The sequence below is a fragment of the bacterium genome (assembly GCA_037128595.1).
Classification (GTDB): domain Bacteria; phylum Verrucomicrobiota; class Kiritimatiellia; order CAIKKV01; family CAITUY01; genus JAABPW01.
In genome coordinates this window covers 62,918-86,352 of record JBAXWB010000024.1, presented here as the reverse complement: position 1 = coordinate 86,352, position 23,435 = coordinate 62,918, and the positions used below count along the sequence as shown (strand labels likewise).

At 56.3% G+C, this 23,435-nt stretch carries 19 protein-coding genes; 13 read left to right on the top strand and 6 right to left on the bottom strand.

The features are described from left to right. Nucleotides 1–331 precede the first annotated feature (331 nt). From WCS52_14330 to WCS52_14320, 3 genes are read left to right on the top strand one after another with little or no spacing between them, the layout of a single operon-like run. A complete protein-coding gene (locus WCS52_14330; protein MEI6168356.1) occupies nucleotides 332–763 on the top strand; it encodes a prepilin-type N-terminal cleavage/methylation domain-containing protein in 432 nt (143 codons plus the stop codon). 7 nt (nucleotides 764–770) lie between these two features. Continuing rightward, the gene (locus WCS52_14325) at nucleotides 771–1,346 is read left to right on the top strand and encodes a hypothetical protein (protein MEI6168355.1); all 576 of its coding nucleotides are present in this window, start codon (nucleotides 771–773) and stop codon (nucleotides 1,344–1,346) included. Nucleotides 1,347–1,386: 40 nt separating this feature from the next. Next, a complete protein-coding gene (locus WCS52_14320) occupies nucleotides 1,387–3,621 on the top strand; it encodes a hypothetical protein (protein MEI6168354.1) in 2,235 nt (744 codons plus the stop codon). 2 nt (nucleotides 3,622–3,623) lie between these two features. Here the strand turns inward: WCS52_14320 and WCS52_14315 are convergent, their stop codons facing one another. Next, nucleotides 3,624–4,538 carry an SUMF1/EgtB/PvdO family nonheme iron enzyme gene (locus WCS52_14315; GenBank protein MEI6168353.1) on the bottom strand — a complete coding sequence of 305 codons (915 nt, stop codon included), beginning with the start codon at nucleotides 4,536–4,538 and terminating at the stop codon, nucleotides 3,624–3,626. Between the two features lie 419 nt (nucleotides 4,539–4,957). Then, entirely contained in the window at nucleotides 4,958–5,095 is a 138-nt protein-coding gene (locus WCS52_14310; GenBank protein ID MEI6168352.1) for a hypothetical protein, read from the bottom strand. A gap of 261 nt (nucleotides 5,096–5,356) precedes the next feature. Between WCS52_14310 and WCS52_14305 the strand changes: the two genes are divergently transcribed. Further along, a complete protein-coding gene (locus WCS52_14305) occupies nucleotides 5,357–6,709 on the top strand; it encodes a LacI family DNA-binding transcriptional regulator (protein MEI6168351.1) in 1,353 nt (450 codons plus the stop codon). A 497-nt stretch (nucleotides 6,710–7,206) separates the two neighbouring features. Continuing rightward, entirely contained in the window at nucleotides 7,207–7,713 is a 507-nt protein-coding gene (locus tag WCS52_14300; GenBank protein MEI6168350.1) for a host attachment protein, read from the top strand. Nucleotides 7,714–7,717: 4 nt separating this feature from the next. Here WCS52_14300 and WCS52_14295 read toward each other — a convergent pair whose 3' ends face one another. Further along, complete coding sequence (locus WCS52_14295; GenBank protein ID MEI6168349.1) at nucleotides 7,718–8,350, bottom strand: site-2 protease family protein; 633 nt, start codon at nucleotides 8,348–8,350, stop codon at nucleotides 7,718–7,720. Between the two features lie 185 nt (nucleotides 8,351–8,535). Then, nucleotides 8,536–9,897 carry a group II intron reverse transcriptase/maturase gene (gene ltrA / locus WCS52_14290; protein MEI6168348.1) on the bottom strand — a complete coding sequence of 454 codons (1,362 nt, stop codon included), beginning with the start codon at nucleotides 9,895–9,897 and terminating at the stop codon, nucleotides 8,536–8,538. 602 nt (nucleotides 9,898–10,499) lie between these two features. Between ltrA and WCS52_14285 the strand changes: the two genes are divergently transcribed. From WCS52_14285 to WCS52_14250, 8 genes are all read left to right on the top strand, one after another. Beyond that, nucleotides 10,500–12,158, top strand: a complete 1,659-nt coding sequence (locus WCS52_14285) for a polysaccharide deacetylase family protein (GenBank protein MEI6168347.1) — start codon at nucleotides 10,500–10,502, stop codon at nucleotides 12,156–12,158. Between the two features lie 50 nt (nucleotides 12,159–12,208). After that, nucleotides 12,209–13,642 carry a glycine--tRNA ligase gene (locus tag WCS52_14280; protein MEI6168346.1) on the top strand — a complete coding sequence of 478 codons (1,434 nt, stop codon included), beginning with the start codon at nucleotides 12,209–12,211 and terminating at the stop codon, nucleotides 13,640–13,642. Continuing rightward, entirely contained in the window at nucleotides 13,639–14,472 is an 834-nt protein-coding gene (locus tag WCS52_14275) for an outer membrane lipoprotein-sorting protein (protein MEI6168345.1), read from the top strand. The genes WCS52_14280 and WCS52_14275 overlap by 4 nt, the downstream gene beginning before the upstream one ends. A gap of 234 nt (nucleotides 14,473–14,706) precedes the next feature. Then, nucleotides 14,707–16,134, top strand: a complete 1,428-nt coding sequence (locus tag WCS52_14270) for an NfeD family protein (protein ID MEI6168344.1) — start codon at nucleotides 14,707–14,709, stop codon at nucleotides 16,132–16,134. Nucleotides 16,135–16,151: 17 nt separating this feature from the next. Beyond that, entirely contained in the window at nucleotides 16,152–16,625 is a 474-nt protein-coding gene (locus WCS52_14265; protein MEI6168343.1) for an NfeD family protein, read from the top strand. Next, entirely contained in the window at nucleotides 16,622–17,827 is a 1,206-nt protein-coding gene (locus WCS52_14260; protein MEI6168342.1) for a hypothetical protein, read from the top strand. Before WCS52_14265 ends, WCS52_14260 begins: the two co-directional genes overlap by 4 nt. A 78-nt stretch (nucleotides 17,828–17,905) precedes the next feature. Beyond that, nucleotides 17,906–18,934 carry a flotillin-like protein FloA gene (gene floA, locus WCS52_14255; protein ID MEI6168341.1) on the top strand — a complete coding sequence of 343 codons (1,029 nt, stop codon included), beginning with the start codon at nucleotides 17,906–17,908 and terminating at the stop codon, nucleotides 18,932–18,934. Between the two features lie 61 nt (nucleotides 18,935–18,995). Then, nucleotides 18,996–19,505 (top strand): hypothetical protein, encoded by a 510-nt coding sequence (locus WCS52_14250; GenBank protein ID MEI6168340.1) that lies wholly within the window; start codon nucleotides 18,996–18,998, stop codon nucleotides 19,503–19,505. A 357-nt stretch (nucleotides 19,506–19,862) separates the two neighbouring features. Here WCS52_14250 and WCS52_14245 read toward each other — a convergent pair whose 3' ends face one another. Beyond that, nucleotides 19,863–21,674, bottom strand: a complete 1,812-nt coding sequence (locus tag WCS52_14245; protein MEI6168339.1) for a HAMP domain-containing sensor histidine kinase — start codon at nucleotides 21,672–21,674, stop codon at nucleotides 19,863–19,865. Nucleotides 21,675–21,775: 101 nt separating this feature from the next. Further along, on the bottom strand, nucleotides 21,776–23,344 hold the full coding sequence (locus tag WCS52_14240; protein ID MEI6168338.1) for an FAD-binding oxidoreductase: 1,569 nt from the start codon (nucleotides 23,342–23,344) through the stop codon (nucleotides 21,776–21,778). Nucleotides 23,345–23,435 lie beyond the last annotated feature (91 nt).

Sequence of the window (23,435 nt, the reverse complement as noted above, 5' to 3'; positions counted from 1 at the left end):
CTTTCGCGTTGCGCCTCATCCGCAGTGCTTTATGAAGTCAAAACAAAAGACCCTGCTAATCATCCCCATTTACCCTTAACCAACTACACCAACTCACATAAGTATTCGCAATTTTACATCGCAGTGTTCTCATTTTTGATAATGCGGGGCCTGTAACGACGCTCCTGACCCCGCCAAGCTCCGCTTGTAACACGTTTTCAGGATAGCATGCCTGAACATTCCAATCTGCCCGCTTCGGCATGAATTGTGCTCTGAAATACATCCGTAATTGCGTCTTCCTGTGAGTTGTGTGAGGCTATATCTAGTTTTATAGCGAAAAGGGTTTATTTCCATGAACAAAATAGAAGCGATCAAACAAGAAGACTGCTCTGGCATGACGCTGGTCGAGATTGTCGTGGCCATGGCCTTAGCACTATTACTCTGCGCAGGGTTGTATAAAGTTGGCGTAAAAACATATGCTTACGGAGAGGACAACCGCTCTGCTACTGAGGCGCGCTATTTCGGTAAGGAGCGGCTTGAAGAAATTATTGCCACCGGACGCGCTAATCTGACTGGTTCAGCCACAGTCCTGCAAACGGACACCAATACGAGCATTAGAGGGTATCCCATTATCAGAATTCCCCGCGTGGTGTGGCATACCGCGGACAAAACCGTCACAGGCTCCTCCAACGCCATCTACGGGGAATTGCATGTCGATGTGACCTATTGGAGCCCTTTATTTTCAACGACCATGACAGACACATTCTCGACCATTATTCAATAGGAGTAGCATGAGCATCTGGAAGCAAAACCAATATCGACAGCACCAGAACGGGTACACCCTCACGGAAGTGGTGATTGCCTCCTCTATCGCGATTCTGGTGGGGTCTGCCGTACTCACCCTTTTCCTGTGGTGTGCCGATATCGCCTCCCTGTGTTCAAAAATGTCCTGGTCTCAATACGAGGCGATGCGCTCAGGCGCGTCACTCACTGCCTATATACGGAACGCATCAGCCATCGTCACCAACGACGTTGTCAAGGGACGCTGGGTGGATCTCCGCTTCGGCACGGGTACAAACACGTGGGTCTCACGCCTGATATACACCAATGCGCCAGGAGTGCTGAGGGACGGACGGATGTATTTGAAACGCGCTAATGAGACGGAGACGATTGTCGCGCGCGGCATGACTGCACCGATGGATGCCGCTGGTTTCGGACTTCCAGTTTTCACTGTTCCGCCATCTACCTCTAATATCTTGCACGTGGCGTATCGGATCTCAGAACCGGGAGCCAATGGCGAACGTGCGGCGAATGACGAAAAGTACGCCTCCTGCGTGAGACTCGCGGTGCGGCTGAGGAACAATTGACTCAACAATATCTGAACACTCTAAAGGAAGGATCAGGACTATGAAAACACAAACCGACCTGTCAGGAAAACAAGGATCGTTATTGGTCATTACCGTCATTATGCTAGCCATCGCAGGTATTACGGTGGGTGCCATTTTATCCTCCCAATTCACCTTCATCCGGGTGGCGGAAGCCTCCTCTTCGCGGGAAAAAGCCGCATTCTTTGCCGATGCCGGACTCCAATCCGCCATCGTAAAACTCAATGCAGCTTCGGACGGCAATATCGGCCTTGCGGAATCTCGAGGCTATTTTGGGAGAACCAACAATTTCACCGCACACGACTGGGGGTTTCAAAGCCACTACTCTCTCTCAAATGGAGCGAGTTGGGTGACCTCAACCGGGCTATACAACTCATGCCAGGTCGTCGTGCAGGCCCAGGTTGAGTTGGGCGCGGGGAACCGGACCATCCATGCGCTTTATGCCCACGCCCTCTTTGCCGGGAATATATCCGGCTCGAATTATACCATGGCTATCGGGGGAACCTCGACGAATGCGGATTTTGTACGGGGCGATGTTTACTCCGGAGGGAATCTCACCCGCTCCGGCGATGCCTTGCTGCGCTTAACGGAGATTCTTGTTTCCACAAATCACACCGGCATCTGCGGGATCGGGGATACCTGGACCAATGCCTACGCGGTCCAATCCTTTTCCAATGCGCTTTCGCAATCGGCGTTCAACACCTATAAATCCTCCATGGCACCCTACTCCAATAAGGTCTACAACAACGGCACATACGACTTCGGCGAGGCCTATGTTGACACCATTGGCGATGGACAATACACCCCGGGAGAACCTTTCACGGATGTCAACGGGAACGGGGTGTGGGACACGGGGGATTCGTTCATCGACCGCAACGGGAACGGGGTTTATGACGCCGGCGTTGACACGGTTGTCGATCACGGGAATGGACGCTGGGATGCGGGTGAAGAATGGACGGAAGATTCGTCACACAGTCAACGCGTGAATGGAAAATATGATCCAGCCGGTGGCTATTGGAGCGGCAGCACATGGAAAACCACTTACAAAGTGGGTAAAACAACTTACTCCTGTGCCGCCTGGCCTGCGGAGGCCTATGAAGATGTGGGCGACGGGGTATACACCGCGGCTGAGCCTTATATAGACCAAAATGGACACTATGATATCGGCGAACAGTATGTGGACGATCGCAACAGTATTTACGACTACGGCACCCAAACGAAACAAGCCCTGACCGGCATGCCGGCCCCGGCCGCAGGTCAACTACCCGCCACCGGAAACAATCCGGCGATTGACCCGCCGGATCTTCAACATATGTATTATTCAGTCAACAAAAGTACAACCCCCCCGACAGATGCATTACCCAGATGGGGTAATGACGTTACCGTCCAGGCTTCAGACTATGGCACCGCCAAGGCCATCACCGACCTTACTCGTCCAGAACACATCTTTGTACGTAATCCTCCGAAGAGCGGGAGCGTCTCCAGCGGCGGGAAAACCATTTACGGACGCACCTATACGTCCATCACCAATAACGGCACTCCCGTTGATGACTATTTCTTTGAGGATCCCGCCGACTCGACCTATAACTCATCAGTCTCGGCAGATTCCATCGACGGCACCGCTCAAACAGCCCCCATGTATATCAACGTTCAGTCCTCCGCCAATGGACTTCTCTATTATGTGGATGGCAACGTCTGGATTCATCATCCGCAAGTGTATAGCATGCGCTTCAGAAATCCGGGAACGCGAATCACGATTGTCGCTAGCGGCAATATCACCATCTCCGATGAGTTCTACTACAATGCCGATTACGCCGCAGGCCTGACGCCCGCCCAAGTCAACAGCACGATCGTTAAAAACCCGTCCGACGCGTTCTGTTTGATTGCGATGAAACGGTCATCGACCTCAACCAATACAGGCAATATCTATATCGGCGATGCCCAGTTCGGAACCGGGGGCAGTATCCACGCCTTACTGTATGCTGAAAATAACTTTATAGATAACAACATCAACAGTAGCGGCCAGCCTTACATCAGTATTTTCGGAAATATGACCGCCGGCAATCAGGTGTCTCTCAACCGCCCGGCCTCAGGTTCCCGAACCCGGTTGGATGTGACCCTGGATGAGCGGATTCGAAACGGAACAGTGATTGTACCCGGGCTTCCTTATCCGGTCGGCTCACAGCGCAGCATCATCCTCGACACCGCCTGGCATATGGTCCCCGGCACGTGGAGCAGTTGGTCGTTCATGCGGTAAGATTAGCGGCTTCGGACACAGCGGAAGCCACGACTGTTAAACTGCGGGGAACTGCTGGCTGGATCCGCATAATACCGGCGGGAACACCGGACTTGATCCGCCCCCGTAGACCATTCTCCGCCACGAACAACCCGACCAATGACACTTCCGGTTAGCGGTCCTTTTGTATCGTTCGCACTGGCGATGCCATTTGTATAGAATCCCTCGTCATACCAATCCCAACACCACTCACTAACATTGCCCGCCATATCATACAGCCCATAGGCATTCGGCGCAAAGGAACCGACTGGACTCGTAAAGGGTTCCGTACCCTCACCGGTATAAAAAGGATAGCCTTCGGTTAGGTTGAGGTCATATGCATAAGTCGCCCCCCCGTCACCAAAGCTATAGTAGTTGGCATTGGTTTGCGTGATGGTGTCTGTTTCCGTCCAAGGGAAGCGATGCCCCGCCACCCCACCCCGGGCCGCCAATTCCCATTCCGCTTCGGTCGGCAACCGATACCCCTCCGCTGCCCAATTAACCTGCGCAGACGTGATGCCCAATGCGCCCACCCTGTAAACAACGATATTAGTCCCTATGGGGTCTCCTGATTCAGGATCAAAAATAACCTCGTATGTGTGATAAGCCGGCGTCAGCGACTCCTTTTCACTACGGGCATTACACCATTTGACCGCATCATACCAATTGACACTCTCAATGGGATAATCGGGGCCCTTGCCGAAGCCAACATTGTCGAACCTATACCCATGATTGGTGGCCCACCCGTACACATCATCCCATAGGGCCTTGTACACCTCGACTTGATCCATGAAAAATGGAGTCACATAAACCTCATGTAGCGGGAGTTCATCGGTATACCCTTCATCGATATCCATACAATTCCCCATTTGAAACCGGGTTGTGACGAGAAATGACATTCCTGTTGGCGCGGGCCACGTTGGAACAAATACCTGAACCTGGCAAACGGGCGAAATCGCTGGGAAGTTTACAAACGGTTGCCAGACATTGGAAACGCCCAGTGACCCCAACCACTCAACAGTACAGTCGTTGCTTGCCGCGACATTAGTCCACGTCAGCAATCCCGAGGAGGTGAATCCGGTGATTGCGGTATTGGTGGCTCCCTGGACTCTGAAAAAACCTTGACCAGACGTTGCCGCTTCATTGCTGATAGCCCAACAACAAAGGACTCCCAAGATGGAAATCCGTTTAACCGCGTTGCACACAGATGAAGGGATAATCATAGTACACCTCATTTTCGTCATACCTCTATTAAAACAAATTCAGCTCTGTTTCACAAGCGTACGCCCGCTTTTGTGATTTGTCCCTTCAGTCGAAATCACGGGGCTCGCAGCAAACTCCCCTTTTCCGCTTCCCGCCCTTTCAAGGCACGTCCCGCATCCACCTTCACTTCCTCTTCCAAATGGCCCATTTTCTTTTTCAGGATCAGCTTAACCCTGTCGAGTTCTTTCGCCATATGAGCCAACTCTCCCTTCAGGATGAGAATCCAGCATAGAAAGAAAAAACATACTAAACACAATGTGGGAACGATCATGTTGCTTCTCCTCTTAAAATAAGAATTTTGCCTTGTACCCGCCAGAAACGCAAGTCTGGCCTCGACATCCTCTTTGCCGGAAAACCCTGCAAATATAAACGCGAGCCTTCTCGGACAGCCATCCGACAGCTCTCAATAAAACACCATTGAAGCTTTGCGCAACTCATGATATGTGAGTTGCGCATGAGCAACATAGTTTCAGTACGCGATGTCGCCAGGGCGGCCGGAGTCGATAAATCGACAGTCTCACGCGTCCTCAGCGGGAAGGCTGACCAGAACCGGATTCGCCAAACCACTCAGGATCACATCCTCGCGGTCGCCCGCCAGTTAGGCTACACGCGAAGACCCATGGCACCCTATACCGCGGTCGCCGTCCCAAAACCCCAGATGACGAGTCCCGACGCTCACATCCAGGAGCAGCGGATCGGACTCATCCTTTCGGCGGACAGCCCGGCCAGCTCACTCGCCCTGATCCCCGGCTTGGATCCTATTCTCACTGCGGCCGGCTACGAACTGGTTGTCATAACCCTGCCAGCCGACCCAGCCTCTGCCCGGAAACGGTTGGCAGGGTTTCTAAAAACAAGCACCGGAATTCTCTGCTGTCCCACGATCTATACAGCCGTGTCGGCCCTGGTGGCACCTTGGCCAGGAAAGGTGGTCATCCTTTGGCAAGGGGCGGCTAAGGCGATCATCGCCAAACCAACCCCGGAAGCCCCCGCGCCCACATACGCGCCGGCCTCTCTTCCAATGGAGGGCGCTGCCTTGGCCGCCGGAGTACCGGAGGCGGCTCCGCCTGCGGTGAGCCACGTCGAACCGTCAGCGCCAGTCGACAAGATGGTTTTGACAGAGCAAAACCCTCCATTGAGTGAAACGCCTGCCCCAACACCGCAGCCGGCAATCGATGTCCCGCCAGTGGCCTCCATGGTGGATGCCGACGTCCCGGCGGCATCAGTGGCCAGCGAGGCCCAACCAGGCTCATATGCCGCCGGGACGGCGGCATCCACCTTGCCTGAGCCTGAGATTCAGCGCCCGCTACCTTCGACCCCAACAACTGAACAACCCAACAACCTAACAACTGCCCCGGCCACGACCCCGACGCCAGAAACCCCCGCGCCCACGTACACGCCGGCCTCTCTTCCAATGGAGGGCGCTGCCTTGGCCGCCGGAGTACCGGAGGCGGCTCCGCCTGCGGTGAGCCACGTCGAACCGTCAGCGCCAGTCGACAAGATGGTTTTGACAGAGCAAAACCCTCCATTGAGTGAAACGCCTGCCCCAACACCGCAGCCGGCAATCGATGTCCCGCCAGTGGCCTCCATGGTGGATGCCGACGTCCCGGCGGCATCAGTGGCCAGCGAGGCCCAACCAGGCTCATATGCCGCCGGGACGGCGGCCTCCACCTTGCCCGAGCCTGAGATTCAGCGCCCGCTACCTTCGACCCCAACAACTGAACAACCTGAACAACCCAACAACCTAACAACTGCCCCAACCCCAGAACCAACCACCGACACTCTTCAGCCCTCGGAATGTACTCCTTAGCAACCTCATCCTCACCGACACCATCATTGCGCAACACGTATTATGCGAGTTGCGCAAATATAATAAACAATAGACACAGGCAGGCCACGCGGAAGTTACCAAAGGATGGGGGACGGCAAACACCACCTCACCGGGCAACGGAACGGACAGGTTCCTGATGTGTTTGCCGCTCCATCTTTCTCGTTGTATTACTCCAGAAAACCGTTGCGGAATTTTTAATTCGGGTACTCCGGAATTACAAATTCCGAAACGGTTTTCTGGTGTTCTCTCTCTAACCCTCCGCTCCTCCGTGGTAAATATCCTCTCTGTTTCGGGCAGGCTTCAGATGCGTCTGCCCCTGACCGAATGATTCGTTCGTGTTGCAGAAACCTTGCCACCGTGGTTAAATATCACTTAGAGGCAGTGAGCGTGACAGGTAGCGTACGGCGCCGCAAAGTCCGACAAAGCTCTGGACCGGGCGTATGACCTGTCGCGAGACCCCTCTGGAGGGAGCGACCATGAGTAAATACATTGTGGTAGTTGCCGATACACAACGCGCCAGACTTTTCAGCTTGAAGGATTCACTTACCCCTGAAATCGAATCCAGCCCCCGCCTGATCGAGGAACAGGCCTTACTCAATGCGGAGACCGAAAAAAACGGGGGGAAAACACGTGGAACCCCGCCCAAAGGTCGTAACCAAACCGGATCAGGCGGCACGTATTCATTCGACAATCATCAAAGCAAACGGCTTCTGGACGAACTCAGGAAGTTTTCAGGAGTGATTATCAAGGAAGCCCTCAAGCAGGCCCGGAAAGCCAGCGCCCATTCCCTGGTTCTGGTGGCAGAACAGAAAACATTAGGCGTGCTCCGCGATTCAGTATCCAACATCAAACAGAAGGGACTTCAATTCCTGGAGTGTGACTTGGAACTTACCGGAGAAACCCCGGCTAAAATCCAGGCCCTCCTGGCTAAGCGTAAACTGCTCCCGGCCATGAAACGCCCTTCACGGCAGGTGCGGAAATAGGAAATTAAAAATTAACCCCAAGCAGTAAGCGCATCATGAAACGCGACAGGGGATAGATGATTCCATCCAATGCGCCAAGCCAGAGCAGGCCGAAAAGAATAAACATCCCATACCGCTCGACGCTTAAATACTCTTCGGCCCAGCGGCCCGGCAGTAGTCCGTAGAGGATCCTCGACCCATCCAGGGGCGGGACAGGAATCAAGTTGAATACCCCCAACGTGACATTGGTCAGGCAGAAAAACAACAGGAACTTGCAGGCCAGAAGCGCCAGGGGCGTCCCCAGCATCGCCAAGCCTTGAAACAGCAGCCCCCCCACGATGGCGAGTGCAAAATTGGTCAACGGTCCGGCCGCCGCCGTAATCATCACCCCGCGCTTATAGTTCCTGAAATTATAAGGGTTGATCGGAACCGGTTTGGCCCAACCCAACAACACCGGACTATGGGTCAACACCAGAATCAGCGGCAACAGGATCGACCCGAACAAATCAATGTGCGCAATCGGATTCAGCGTCAAACGATTGGAATAGGCCGCCGTGGGATCACCCAGCCGGTAGGCCGCATACCCATGCGCCACCTCATGCAAAATGATCGAAAACACCAGCGACACGATCAAAAAAACAGTTGTTTCAATATCCATAATGTCCGCCACTATACACAAACATGGCCGGAAGTAAACTGGCCCACTTCATCATGGCACATAAAATTAACCATCAATGGCTGATGGATTGCCAAAGGATAGGGGTAGGGAAAGATGCTTGACTCTTCCCCTCCCTCCGAACCGGACAGGCCCATTTCAGGCATCCGGCTCTCCAGTTAGAGGTGTTACCGCATAGCGGACTGGCGCATTTCCACACAAGTATCATATAGACTGAAGTACCCATGTTTCTTAAAGAAGTCATTAGTCCATCGCTGATGATCACGTCCACGTCCTCGCCCTTTTAAGTGCGCTCGTTTTCGCAGGATCGACCTCAACCGTCCCCGTATCCACCCATCTACCTCGGCGAATGTCCATCGGTTACTGTGCTTGAAGTATCCGTACCACCCTCGTGTGACCTGATTGATTTTCGTAATGGTCTCTTCCAGACTCCGACCATTGGTTCGGTGCGTCAGTTCTCGTATCTGGTCTTTTAGCTTGGCCATACTCTTGCGTTTTGGCCACCGATCCAACTTCCCTTTCTGCGTATGCTCAAAGTGGTAGCCGAGAAAGTCGAACCCTGCTCCCGTCTCGTTCATATTCACGATTCGGGTTTTCTCAGGGTGCAGACTTATCCCTTGCGTTTCCACCCATGCCTTGAGCATCCTGTAGGCCGCCTCGGCTTCCGTTTGGGTCTCACACAGTATCACCAGGTCATCTGCATACCGCACCATTGTATATCCTGATTCCTGCATCATATGATCCATGGGATTCAGATACACGTTGGCCAGCAATGGACTGATGACGCCACCCTGTGGTGTTCCGGCTTCACTCTCCACCCATTCACGGTCTTCCAGCACTCCGCGCTGGAGCATCTGTTTCAGTACTCCCATTACTCTTCCATCGGCTATCTTTTCTGCTACTCGCGCCAGCAGTGGCTCGTGCGGTATCGTGTCAAAATACCGCTTTATGTCGGCATCTACCACGTATCCTTTCCCGGCTTTCAGCCCTTGGTCCACCATCCGTAGCGCATCTTTTGCGCTACGCTTCGGTCGAAACCCATAACTGCTTCCCAAGAATTCCCGCTCAAAGATAGGCTCCAACACGTGGCGAAAGGCTCCCTCACAGACTCGATCTCGTACCGTCGGTATGCCCAGCGGTCGCTTCTCGTTTGTCCCAAGTTTATCTATATATTCCCTTCGGGCCGCTTGTGGTTCATATATCCCCGCTTTCAGGTCTTCCATCAGCTTGTTCAGTTGCCTGTCCAAGTCTTTCTCGAATCCTTCCACCGTGACATGATCCACCCCTCCGGCTCCACCATTCTTCTTTACCTTCTTGAACGCGCTTTCCAGATTCTCTTTCCGATAGACTTTATCAATCAGACTGAACCACTTTCCTCCCTTGACCCCGTTTTCCAGGGCCGCCAGCATCGGGTCTGTCCACACACTCGGTTCCGCCCAGTCCCAGCGTTCCCGCCGCTCCTGCACTTCTCCAGCTTGCTTAGCCTTTTCAGGCACTTCCGCCGGTTTTATTTCCTCTTGTGTTGCCATCCCCGTTCCTCTTCCCTATCGCCCTTCGCTCCTTCCGCTTTCACGGCTCTCTACGCTCCTATGACGACTCTGTCTCCCGACGTGATCTTCAGTACCTCGTCGGGTATCCCCGCTTCCTGTGCCTTGCCTTCTGTGCCTTCCGTCTCCACCCACCCGACACTGGAGGACATCGCTTTCTCCGCTGTTGATGTTCAGCGTGTCCGTTAGACCCCGCTTGCGCGGTGTCAGGCTTCGCTCATTAGCCAGCAGGCTCGCCCCAGTGTATGGCCGTATCGAGTTTCTTATCGTACGGACGTCACTTTCGTTTCCCATTGCTCTCCACCCCTGTTCTCACAGACGCAGTTATATTCAACTATCACCCGGTCAGCGAACCGGGCGAAGGAGGACTTCCACCTCCCTGACATGGCACCATCACGGGCGCACTGGCAGCCGACGTCCCGGCGGCTGCATTTTGCGACCGAAAAGAGAATGCGTTCGCCGGGACGTCGAACGCCACCGATGAACGCCACCGGAAAGATCATTCTTGTCCACTTGTTCGGATGTGCCATAATAAGGTCATGAAAGTATGCGATTATACCACTTGCCTAAGGACGTTTTTACTCTTGAGCCTGCTCTGTACTGGTATGTTCGCCCAAGCACTCCCCTTGATTGGCCCCTCGCTTTCTCCACCCGGCGGTCTGGCCCCCTCCAATACCCCCCAGATTGTCCTCCTGACGTTTGACGACTCCATCACTACCAATATGCTCAATCTGGTTCAGCGGGTGCTGACGAACCACGTTAACCCCAATGGCAACCCCATCAAGGCGACTTTCTTTGTTTCGCTCGATAGCGAGTTTGATGGCGCCGCCCTTCAGCACCTCTATGCCGACGGACATGAAATCGCAGTGCATACCATGTCACACTTGACCACCACCAACTCCGACCCCATCCGCTGGCATCAGGAGATTGCCGGCGACCGGCGGGTTTTAGCAGAGCTGGCCAACATCCCCGTAGACGCCATGGTCGGCTTTCGCGCCCCGTTTCTGCTGGTGAATGACGCGGCCTGCGCGGTTCTTGCAGGCCGGGGATTCTTATACGATTCATCGTTTGCGGAGGGAATCATAAACGGCAGTATCAGCACCTCGCCTGCGGCCATGATCTGGCCTTATACCCTGCATAACGGGTTGCGTCAAAACGCCGGCCCGGAACGGATGCCCCTGACGAATTACCCCTCCCTTTTTGAGATTCCGGTATGGGATCATTTCCCCTGCGACACTAACCTCCACTATGGAAACACCCCGGTGGTCATGGATCCCCCCGATTTCGATGATGGAACATCGAATGCGACCCGATATACCGCCGCACAGGTGGATGCACTTTGGAAAACCAATTTTGCCCAGCACTATAACGGGAACCGCGCCCCTTTCGGGCTTTTCCTTCACGCCACCACCCCCAGCCAGTGGCTCTCCCGGCCAGGCTTTTCCGATGAACGGGTGACGACGCTTAACTCATTCATTACCTGGGCTTCATCACATCCTGACACCTGGTTTATTACCTGTCGTGATCTGGTCAACTACATGATGGCCCCCGTCCCCATCAGCGCCGCCGCCACCAACACCTTCTTCCTGACCCACACGAACGCCTATTACACAAACCCCACCGCTTGCTCCTATTCTGATTCTCACACCTTCAAGGTTTGCGGCGCCTGCCTGCCCGCCGCCCCCAGATACACCAACGCGTATTATGGCCTTGTTCCGCTGAGCGGCGGGATAGTCAGCTTTACCGTCTCTACACAACACGCCAGTTATGCCGACTGCTCCATGGTGGTGTCCAACAACACCACCAACACCGTCTATAACTGGCAAACGTCTTTCATCAATAATGGAGGCACGGTCAGCTTTCCCAATTTCGATGTCGCGTTATCCCAAACGGGAACCCTTGTCCATGCGGATGCCAAACAAAATGTTAAATATATTGCGCCGGGCGGATCCCGGAGCTTTTATTTCATCGTCACCAATAACGCCGCCGCCACCTTTTCAAATCAACAGATCGCACTCTTCCAACTGGGACCTTCCGATATCACGTTGAAGATGACCACCTCCCCGCTCCCCTCCCTTCAATGGACCGACAATGCCCATGAATACTCGGTGGAATGGTCGAGCAATCTGGTGCAACACACCTGGACTACCGCCACCAGCAATCTATTCCTCCCCATCTACACGAATGGCGTCCCCGGCCCCATCAATCCCCTGTTCTACCGGGTTAAGGGAGTCATTTATTAGTTGCTTTCTTCCTTGACCCCCCCCGCCCCCCTCATACAGGATACGCCGCCATGAGCACGGCACAATCTATTCTATCCATGGAACATCTCGCCTCTCTTTGCAAGCGGCGCGGGTTTATCTTTCAGAGTTCGGAAATTTACGGTGGCTTGAACGGCTTCTGGGATTACGGACCGCTCGGCTGCGAATTGAAGCGGAACGTCCGTGAAGCCTGGTGGCAGGACATGGTCAGCCTCCGCGAGGATATTGTGGGCTTGGATTGCTCCATCATCATGCATCCCCGCATCTGGGAGGCCTCCGGCCATGTCGGCGGCTTTTCCGACCCCATGATTGACTGCCGGGGCTGCAAAAAACGCTTTCGCGCAGACCAGTTGTTCGAGGAACTGGGCCTCACCCCGAACGCCAGTGAGAAGGTGGAGGAGAAATTCAAGGTTCCCGAGGGCACCAAGTGCCCCTCCTGCGGCTCCAAGGAATTCACCGAGCCACGCGCCTTCAACCTGATGTTCAAGACCTTTATCGGCCCGCTTCAGGACGAATCCTCCGTGGCCTACCTGCGCCCGGAAACGGCCCAGGGGATTTTCGCCCAATTCAGCAACGTCATGGCCACCTCCCGTCAGAAGGTCCCGTTCGGGATTGCCCAGATCGGCAAAGCCTTCCGCAACGAGATCAACCCCCGCAATTTCACCTTCCGCTCCCGTGAATTCGAGCAGATGGAACTGGAGTTTTTCGTCAAGCCCGGCTCCGACCAGCAGTGGCACGAGTACTGGGTCGCCGCGCGTATCAAGTGGTACCAGACCATCGGGCTGCCGGCGGAAAGCATCACCCAGTATGTGTACCCCAAGAGCGAACTGGCCCACTACGCCAGTGCCTGCGTCGACATCATGTACGCCTTCCCCTTCGGCGTCCAGGAGCTCGAAGGCATCGCCGCCCGCGGCGATTTCGACCTGAGCCGGCACCAGGAGTTCAGCGGCAAGTCCATGGAGTATTTCGATCAGGACACGAATGAGAAATTCATTCCCCATGTCATTGAGCCTTCGGCCGGCGTGGACCGCATCTGCCTGGCCCTGCTCTGCAACGCCTACCACGAGGAGTGGATCCCCAAGGAGGGCCCCGTGCTCGAGGCCGAACCGGGCAAGCAGCCGCCCGCAGGTTATGAGGCCCGCACCGTCCTGCGCTTTGCCCCGCGCGTGGCCCCCATCAAGGTGGCCGTGTTCCCCCTGTTGAAGAACAAGCCGGAACTGGTCGACAAGGCCCGCGACATCTTTACCGGACTGCGCCGTCACTGGGCCTGCTTTTATGACCAGACGGGCGCCATCGGCCGCCGCTACCGGCGTCAGGACGAAATCGGCACCCCCTTCTGCGTGACCATCGACTTCGATACCCTCACCGACAACACCGTCACCCTCCGCGAGCGCGACTCGATGAAACAAGTCCGCATTCCCGTGGATAAACTTGAGGCGGAGATCCTGGCCAGGATGGGGATGTGAGAGAGTTCAGAGTTGCGAGTGACGAGTTGAGAGTCGAGAGTCGGGAGCCAAGTAGCCCCTGTTTCATTTACAGGGCTTGTCTTCTGTCCGCTGTCCTCTGTCTTCTGTCCTCTGTCTTCTGTCTCTCTTCCGTCGCCCAGACCAATGACATCGACGAGGCCACCACGCCGGCCGTGGCCGAACTGCCGGGGGTGGACGAGTTGATGGCCAACCTGCTGGCACGGCTCCCGTCAAAGCCCATCACCCTGACCGGTGAACTGGTGACGACCGCGGAGGATGAGCAGAAATCGAAGTTGAATATCATTATTCAATTGCGGTATCCGCAGGAAGCCACCTACACCCTCTGTGACAGTTTCGGCAAGTCGCTTGAGCAACTCACCGTGGTCCGCAAAAAAGGGATCACCTCGTACCGGTACCTGGCGGGCGATCCCCTCACCCCGGCCGCAGTGCCCTCCCAGGACACCCGGATCCAGAATACGGCGCTGTCCTGGATGGACCTGACGCTCGGGTTCCTGTGGTGGAACGGAGGCCGGATCATTGGCCGCGTGGAGGCCAGGGGCCAGCCCTGCTATCTTCTGGATCGCCGCGCGCCGCCAGACGACATGGCCCCCTATGCCCGCGTCCAACTCTGGGTGGACACCCGGATCTCCATGCTGATCCAGGCCGACGGCTTTGATAAACTTGAAAACCTTTCCCGCCGCCTCTGTATCAAGAGCTTTAAAAAGATCAATCACGAATGGATGGTCAAGGACCTTGAAGTGGAAGATCTGACGCATCGCTCCATCACCCTCCTCCGCATCCGCGACGCCGAGCCCACACCCATCCCCTAAACCCGTTGATTTCCGGCGAAACGGAAATCGGAATGATTTTAGACAGAATAACAAAATGATCAGAATGGGGAGGGGATAGGCAGGCTCGGATTACTCTGCCATTAGAAAATGTTTCCCGAATTCATTTTGTTTCATTTTGTAAATTCTGTCAAAAATCCCCTACCCCCTTGCCATCCGTGAAGGAGGGCGATAACACCTCGACACCCTTTGCCCTTACTCCTATAATCCCGAGTCATGAAAACGTTATCCCTACTCATCTATTCGTTCATGATGGCGGTACTGCTGATGGTCCCTGAATGGGCGCAGGCCAGTACGAATAACTGGATCCAGCCGGCCAAGGGCATGGTTTATGTCATCCCCATTCATAATGAAATCGATACCGCCCTGATCTATGTCATCCGTCGCGGCCTGATCGAAGCCGAAGACGGGGGGGCGGAAGCCATTATCTTCGACATCGACACCCCGGGCGGACGGGTGGACGCCGCCGAGGACATCCTCAACATGCTGCGCGGCGTGAAAACCCCCACCTATACCCTGGTCAATCCCAACGCCATCTCGGCCGGCGCCATTATCGCCATGGCGACGGATCACATCTACATGACCCCCGGCAGTAAAATCGGGGATGCCATGCCCATCATGCTCGGCCTCACAGGGGAGGTTCAACCGATGCCCGAGTCCGTTGAGGAAAAATCCGTCTCCTATGTCGCCGCCATGATCCGGGCGGCCGCCCAGCATCGCGGTCATGACCCCCAGCTCGCCGAAGCCATGGTGCGCCGCGATACGGAATACAAGATCGGAGACGAGGTGATCTCGAAAAAAGGCCGCCTCCTCACCCTCACCAACAAGGATGCGGAACGCCTCGTCGGGCCGGATAAACGCCCGTTGTTATCCGCCGGCACCGTGGAAGACCTCCAGGCCCTCCTGATTAAAATCGGCAAGGATAAATGTTCCATCATCAAACTGACGGTCTCCTCCGCCGAAGAGATCGCCCGGTTCATTGAATCCATCTCCATTGTCCTGCTCGGCCTCGGCCTGCTTGGCCTCTATATCGAGTTCAAAACCCCGGGCTTCGGACTGCCGGGGATTTCAGGCATTATCCTGCTCGCCATCTGGTTCTGGGGCTCGCACATTGCCGGCCTGGCGGGCATGGAGGAAGTCGCCCTGTTCCTGCTGGGCGTCATCCTGCTCTGCGTGGAATTGTTTGTGTTCCCGGGGGTGGTTTTGCCCGGCATCATTGGCCTGTTGCTGATTATCACCTCCATCCTGATGGGCATGACGCAGCACTATCCCGGAGATCCCTGGTACCCGTCCCTCCCCGCCATCACGGATTCGGCCATCCGCTTCACCCCCTCGCTCCTGATCGCGATCGCGGGCGCCGTACTGGCCGCCACCTTCCTGCCCAAGGTCCCCCTGTTCAATAAGCTGATCCTGGATGAGGCCATCCGCCCACGGGCCGGCTTCGTGCCCGCCCCTGACAACACCTCCAAAATCGGACAGCAGGGGATTGCGGAAACCCGGCTCAATCCGGCAGGTGCCGCCCGCTTTGGCGACCTGCGCCTGAATGTGGTGGCACGCGGCGAATTTATCGAGCCGGGTGAAAAAATCGTGATTGCCGAAGCCAAGGGAAACCGCATAATCGTCGAGCGTCTGAAAAACGCCTGAATAAGGGAGTCTCTGAAATGGATAGCACAACGTGGTTGATTGCATTGTTACTCGCAGGAACATTACTGATCGGGGTTGAAATTTTTGTCCCCGGCGCCGTGGCGGGAACCATCGGGGGGGCCGCTTTGTTCGGCGCCGTGGTCGTCGCCTTCGACATCAGCCCCACCTGCGGGTTCTATGTGCTTTTTGGCGTCTTTATCCTGGTGGCGCTGACGACCTTCGCCTGGATCAAGCTGTTCCCGAAATCAGGGATCGGCCAGAAGATGACGCTCTCCGTCGACGGCAAGGGGTTCAAGGCGCCCGATTCCCATCAGGCCTTGCTGGGAAAAACCGGCGTCACCCAGTCCGAACTCCGGCCGGCAGGATACGCCATCATCGACACCAAGCGGATTGATGTGGTTTCCGAAGGTGGCGTCATCGATGCCAATGTTCCCGTCCATGTCATCAAGGTTGAAGGCACCCGCGTGGTGGTACGAAGGGTTGAGTCATGAAGTTGCGACCGCTCCTGATCCTGCCGTTGCTCGCGCTGGCCGTCCGGGCGCAGGCCATTGAGTTCCGCACGACCGATACCTACACCCTTCCGGCAAACCAGGTCCTGTCCAATGAACTCTGGCTCCAGGCCCGCACCATCACGCTGGCCGGAACGGCTAATGAAGACTGCTTTATCCTGGCTGACAGCATGGGCCAGCACCCGACCACCAATCTCCCCACCCTCCGGCTCTCCGGCCTGTTCGGCACCGATCTCTGGGGATTTGGAGAATCGGTCGAAATGACCGGGGTGGTGTCAAATAATGCCCGGCTTGCCTCGTCTAAAACCATCATGATCACCAGTCAGGTTGGCCGGAATTTAATGGCCTTGGCGCCCACGATCAGCCTGAGTGAAAATTCGACCGTCCGGGGAAGTGCCTTCCTCGCCGGGCAGGATGTCATTCTGAGCGGAACCATCAAGGGAAACACCAGTGTCTACGCGAACAAGGTCACCCTGACGGGCAAGTTCGAAAACGACCTGCATGTCATTGCCGACGAAATCACGGTCATGCCCGGTACCGAGATCAAGGGTGATTTTTACTACCGGATGGAGGGGGATCTCGTCCTTGACTCCGGCGTCCTGCTGGGCGGAAAAATGATCAAGCAGGAGCTTCCGATACCGCCCCCGGCGAACCACTCCTCCACCCTGATGCTCCAATTGACCCTGCTCTGCGGGGCGATCATGGTCGGCATGGTGTTTGTGTCCCTGATGCCCGGTATTGCCGCCCTCAGCGTCCATAAGCTGGCTGAATCCACCTGGCGCTGCCTGTTGTTCGGCTTTATCACCTTTGCCTTGATCCCCCTGCTGGCTGCCTTTCTGATCTTCACCGTCGCCGGCATCCCGTTAAGCGTCATCCTGATCCTCGCCTATATCATCCTGATGTATGTCAGCAAGATCATCGTAGGGCTGTTCATCGGCCATCTCATTATCCGGAAACGCGCCCCCGTTGCCCCGAATCTGCTGTTTCCCGTCATGGCGCTGGGACTGCTGGCCCTCTATGCCGCCACGAACCTGCCTTTTCCCTTTGACATTACGTTCTGGTTCGCTATTACTCTATCCGGCATGGGCGCGCTGGTTAGTGCCATCATGGATCGGCGAACCCCTGTGTTGGTGTCATGCACGGTGGAGGAGGGCACGAAGCCCCCGCCCCTCCCCGGCGCATAACTTCCAAATACCGGATCGCTTCATTTTCATAAGATGTGTTGAGTTAAACAGAATCGGGAAGGGAAAATTATGCAGAACATTGCCGGAATCATCGTGATCTTAATTGCCGTGGTCGCCTTTATCATCCTGGGAGTATTTTTCTATTTCATCAAGGTCTGGGTCCGCGCCCTGATGTCCGGTGCCCGCATCCCCATCCTGTCGCTTGTCGGAATGAAACTCCGGCGCGTGCCCCCCACCCTGATCGTGGATGCCCGCATCCGGGTGATCAAAGCCGGCCTTTCGCTCTCCTCCGACCTCATTGAAGCGCATTATCTGGCCGGGGGTGACGTCATTAACGTTGTCAATGGCCTGATTGCCGCCGACAAGGCCGGCATTGAACTGACCTTCCAGCAGGCGGCGGCCATCAATCTGGCCGGACGCGATGTGCAGGAAGCCGTTCGCACCAGTGTGATTCCCAAGGTGATCGACTGCCCCGATCCCCAGAAGAGCCAGGTCTCCATGCTGGACGCTGTGGCGCGTGACGGGATCCGGATGCTTGTCAAAGCCCGTGTTACCGTGCGCACCAACCTGAATCAACTCGTCGGGGGTGCCGGCGAAGACACCATCATCGCCCGTGTCGGACAAGGCATCGTCAGCGCCATCGGTTCCTCGGCCACCTACAAGGCGGTGCTGGAGAATCCGGATGCCATCAGCCGCCGGGTACTGGCCAGTGGATTGGATTCACAAACGGCTTTTGAAATCGTCTCGATCGATATTGCCGATATCAGCGTCGCCGGAACCGGCGCCAAGGATGTCGCCAACGTCGGCGCCATGCTGGAAACCGAACGCGCCGAGGCGGACAAGAAACTCCGCCAGGCGGAAGCCGAAGGCCGTCGTGCCATGGCCGTCGCCCGGGAACAGGAAATGCGCGCGCTGGTGCAGGAAATGCAAGCCCGCGTGGTTGAGGCTCAGGCGGAAGTCCCCCGCGCCATGGCGGAAGCCTTCCGTAAAGGCAACCTCGGCGTCATGGATTTCTACCGGATGCAGAACATCCAGTCCGACACCGATATGCGCAAGACCATCGCCGGCGAACCGCATGACCAGCAACAGAAACCGGTTCAACAGTAACCCTGGCGGCCCAAAGGTCCGCCAAGGCTGTAGCGATTTAGGCTGTAGGCTGTAGTAACACATGAGCTCATTAATAATAGCCGCTTCGGACATGGATGTGATCATCGGGATCATTGCCGTGGTCGGGTGGATTTTGGCCCAGGTTTTTGGCAAGAAAAAGGGTGAGTCCCCCTCCCAGGAGGAATCACCACCGGTCGCCGGCACGTCCCTTGATCCAAGGGACGAGTTGCGTAAATTCTTTGAAGATCTGGAAAAAACGGCCAAGCCACCCGCTCCGCCTCAGCCCGTGGATCCGCCCCCGGTGCCGCATCCGCCACACAGGGAGAAACCGGTCCGCCGCAGCCCTGAGCCACGATCGGAGACCTTGTCTTCACAGAAACGTCCGGCTTATTCCGCGGCCGAATCGGCGCTGGCGTTTACGGGAAGGGTGCCCCCTCCGGCCCTTTCCCCCGCCCTGGCGCCCCCGGTCCACCCGCCGGTGTTCCCTGAATTACGGAACCCGCTCGCCTTGCGGAAATTCATTATCGCCAATGAAGTTCTGGGGAAACCCATCGCGTTGCGGCAAGTGTAGAGTCTGCTCCTGACACGTAAATACAGGAAGACTTCACCACTGATTGAAGAAATGCAGGAAATCCAGACACGCCGAAAATGTTTGGCGATTTGTGTGTCTGGCGGGTACACCAGCCATCAAAAATCGCCAAACGGGTTTTCCCCGGACATCAGGGGAAATGAGGGAGCTCAAGGGCGTGATCCCGCTATGATTCTTTAATTTCCCCCGAAACACCGTTGCGGGATTTTTAATTCGGGGAAGACCCGAATGCGTTCCCGTGCAACCCAATAGAACGAGCACCCCGAATTAATAATGCCGCAACATTTTGACTGGATCTGGATTTCTTCTATTTCTTCAATCAGTGGTGAAGTCTTCGCTCTAGATCTTCAAAATCCGCTCATCGGCACGCCCGGCGCGTGCATCGTTCGCGGTCAGATAGGGCTCGGTCTCGTATTGCCCCACCCCTTTCAAGCGGGACAGCACGGTCGCCACTTCCTCGGTGGCCGTCTGGCATTCCTGGATCATCGCCCTCATCTCAGGCGACACCTCGACGCGCTTCATCAAATCGAGATAGCCCCGGATAATCGTGGCAGGCTGCCCCAGATGGTGACAGGCCGCGCCAACCGTCTCCGCCATGACCCGTTGTTGCTCAGCCTGGACCAGAGCTTTGGATCGGGCCTCCATCACCTTCATCTTTTCAGTCCCCTGCTTGATCACGGCGCCAAGGGATCTCTGGATCGCCGCAAAATCGGCACTGGAGTGCGTCGCGGCGATCAGAGGAGCCCCCCCGCGTGAGATCTCATCAAGATATTGCCGCAACCGGCTCACCTCGATGGTGTGTCGCGCCAACAACATCACCCCCAGCGCCATCAACGTGACGATGGAGGGCAGGAGAAAATAAATCGTCTCCATGTCCAGAGAGCGCGTCATCACGGCATTCCCCAGCACATAGGCGAAGGCCAGCAGGGGGATCACCGACATCAGCGCGACCGCGACGATAAATTGCTGCCGGGTACCGAGGGACAGCAGCGAGCGCTTTTTCGGATCAATCACTTTCCCGGTCAACTCTCCCAGATAGCGGCGGGACCGTTCCAGCGTGACCGGCATCGGCGCTTCGGCCGGGACAGTCGCCTGATTCAGGCCTACCGCCTCTGGCAGCGCCACCCACCAGTAAGCCGAATCACCCGAGTCCAGGGGCACCCCGAAGGCCCCGCCATGCGCGGTGGCCACCAAGCGGCAATAGGTCAGCCCCAACCCATCCCTTTCAACGACCGAATCCCCGGTCCCCCCCTCACAGACAACCATCAACTTGAGCTGCCCTGCAAGGTGCTCGGTCCGGATTTTTACGGATTTCGCAGCAGGGTTTGACTTGATCGCCAATCGCATTAAATGCCTGATCACCCGGGTCATCTGTGATGGGTCACATAAGACCGGCGCGGCCGTCCCTTCCACCGCCAGGGTCACCCCTACCGCTTGAGCCGATTCTGATAACGCCTCGCTCACACAGCGTGATAACTCCAGAATGTCACACGACTTCTTTTGGGGGATCTCCTCACCCGCCATCATCTTGCGCACACTCATCAGGAATTCAATCAATTCCTCAAGCGTCTCCGTGGCCCCCAGGGCTTCATTGACAAAACGGGACGCATCCATCTTGAAATCCCTGGGTGCCGTCCCGCCCGCCATCTCAAGAAGATCCGCCAGCCCGGCAAGGGGGGTTTTCATGTCGCGCACCATCAACTGGGTCAATTCGGCCCGGGCCTCCTCCAACTGCTGGATCCTGACCGCGTCCTGCTTTAACTCACGTGCCTGCCGGGTCCGGGTGATGGCGTTGCGCAACCGGATCAACACCTCATCATTATCAAAGGGGTGGGTAATAAAGTCATCGGCACCTGCCTGAATCGCCCGTAGCCGGTCATCGCGGGACGTCGCCGTCGACAGCACCAGAGTGCTGATCAACGCCGTGTAGGGGTCGTTGATGAGGTTGCTGAAAAAATTGAAATTGAAGGGGCTCTTGATGGCATTGACCAGGATCACATCCGGGGAAATGCTTTTGGCGACATAAAGCAGGGCTTCGGGCGAGTCGACCAACCGCAGCTTGAAGCCGGACGCCTCCAGCAAGCGCGTCAGTTCGCACTCTCCCTGGTCACACCCCAGAATCAATACCAGCCCGTTTTCAGACCCTCTCATGAAACCCCTGTCTACGCTTTCCAACTACACTGCGGTACAATCGCCTTACCTGACCCGACATTAAGTATCCAAAGCGAATCCGTAAAGGTAAAAAGCGCCTCTTAGAATAAATTCCCCCGGTTCAGGATTCCGCCGGGGTCAAAGACACGCTTCAGCTCCCGCATCTGGCGTATCACGGCCTCCCCGACCATTTCACGCAACAGGGCGACTTTGAATTTCCCGACCCCATGTTCGGCGGAAATCGTTCCGCCCATGGCAATAATGCGGCGCGCCCAACACAGATAGAGGTCCTTCCCCTGGTTATACTCCTCCAGAGATCGGGGCAGGATATTCACATGCAGATGGTTATTCCCGATGTGCCCGAACATCACATAGTCCAGGCCGGCCTTCTGAAGCCCGTCGCGATACAGGTCCATCACAGCGCCCAGGTGGGTATCAGGGACGGCCATATCGGTCCCTAATTTGGTCAGGGCCGGCTCCCGTTTACGGCGTTCATCAATCACCCGGTTCACCGCCTCAGGGACGGCGTGACGGAACGCCTTGAGCCGCTCCAACTCACGCTCGCTATCAGCCATCCAGACGTTCTCCTCCCGCCCCCCTGCGGCCACAATGCCATCTGGCAACGTCTCCATGGCCCGGCCCAGTGCCGCCTCATCGCCATGATATTCGATATAAACAGCATGCCCGCTCCCCTGCGGGATATCGGGAATGTCCGCAAACACCCCGTTTTCCTGTTTTTGGGTGCGGATCAACTCCAGGGAGCGCGGGTCAAAGTACTCGATCGCCACCGGCTTGAGCTCATCGGGTTGTCCCTTGAGCCCCTGGACGAATTCAACGACGGAACCGGGCGAAGGCAGAAACACCACCACGCCCCAGCGGCATCGGGGCGCAGGAATCAAACGCAGCTCGATCGCGGAAAATATCCCGAGGGTCCCTTCAGAACCGATAAACAGATCGATCAGCTCCATGTTGTCCTTCACAAAATAGCCCGCGGCATTTTTAACCAGCGGCATGACATAGTCAGGCAGCCTGCCGGCGATTAAACGTCCGGCCCGGGTCATGACGGAAAAGGCCCGCCCCTGGGCCTGATCCACGCCCCGCCGCAGGGTGATCCGGTCCCCATCAGGCAACAACACTTCCAGCGCCTCCACATACGGCCGGGTCGCGCCATAACGGAAAGAACAGGCCCCCGAGGCGTTACAAGCCACCATCCCGCCGAGGGAGGCCGAGAGTTCAGTCGGATCGGGAGCAAAGCCATAGGCCGGCTTCTGGCGGAACCGGTCAAGGGCGGCAAGCGACTCCTGGCTCCAGCCGGTGGCATCGAACTCACCGGAGCTTAACGCCGCTCTCAGTTGAGATAACACCACTCCCGGCTGAACCGTCAGGAAGAATTCATCCCGCTCCGGGTCATACCGGAGGGCCGTCATCCGGTTCATCCGGCTGAGATTCACGACATATCCCCCATCCGGAACGGCTCCGCCCGCCACCCCGGTCCGGGCCCCCTGGGTCGTAATGGTCAGGGCCTGCTGACACGCCGCCATCACCTGACAGATGTCCTGGTCCGACCGGGCAAAACACAGGCCGTCCGCCTTCCCTCTGCGACGCGATTCATCCCGCAGGTAATCCGGATACTCCTGCTCGACATTCGTCTTTATCAGGCGCTCATTCATGTTTTGAATCCTTGGCAATAACCACCCCACATCGAGCAGAAGACTTCACCACTAATTTAAGAAATGACAGAAATCCAAATCTGGGCCGGGC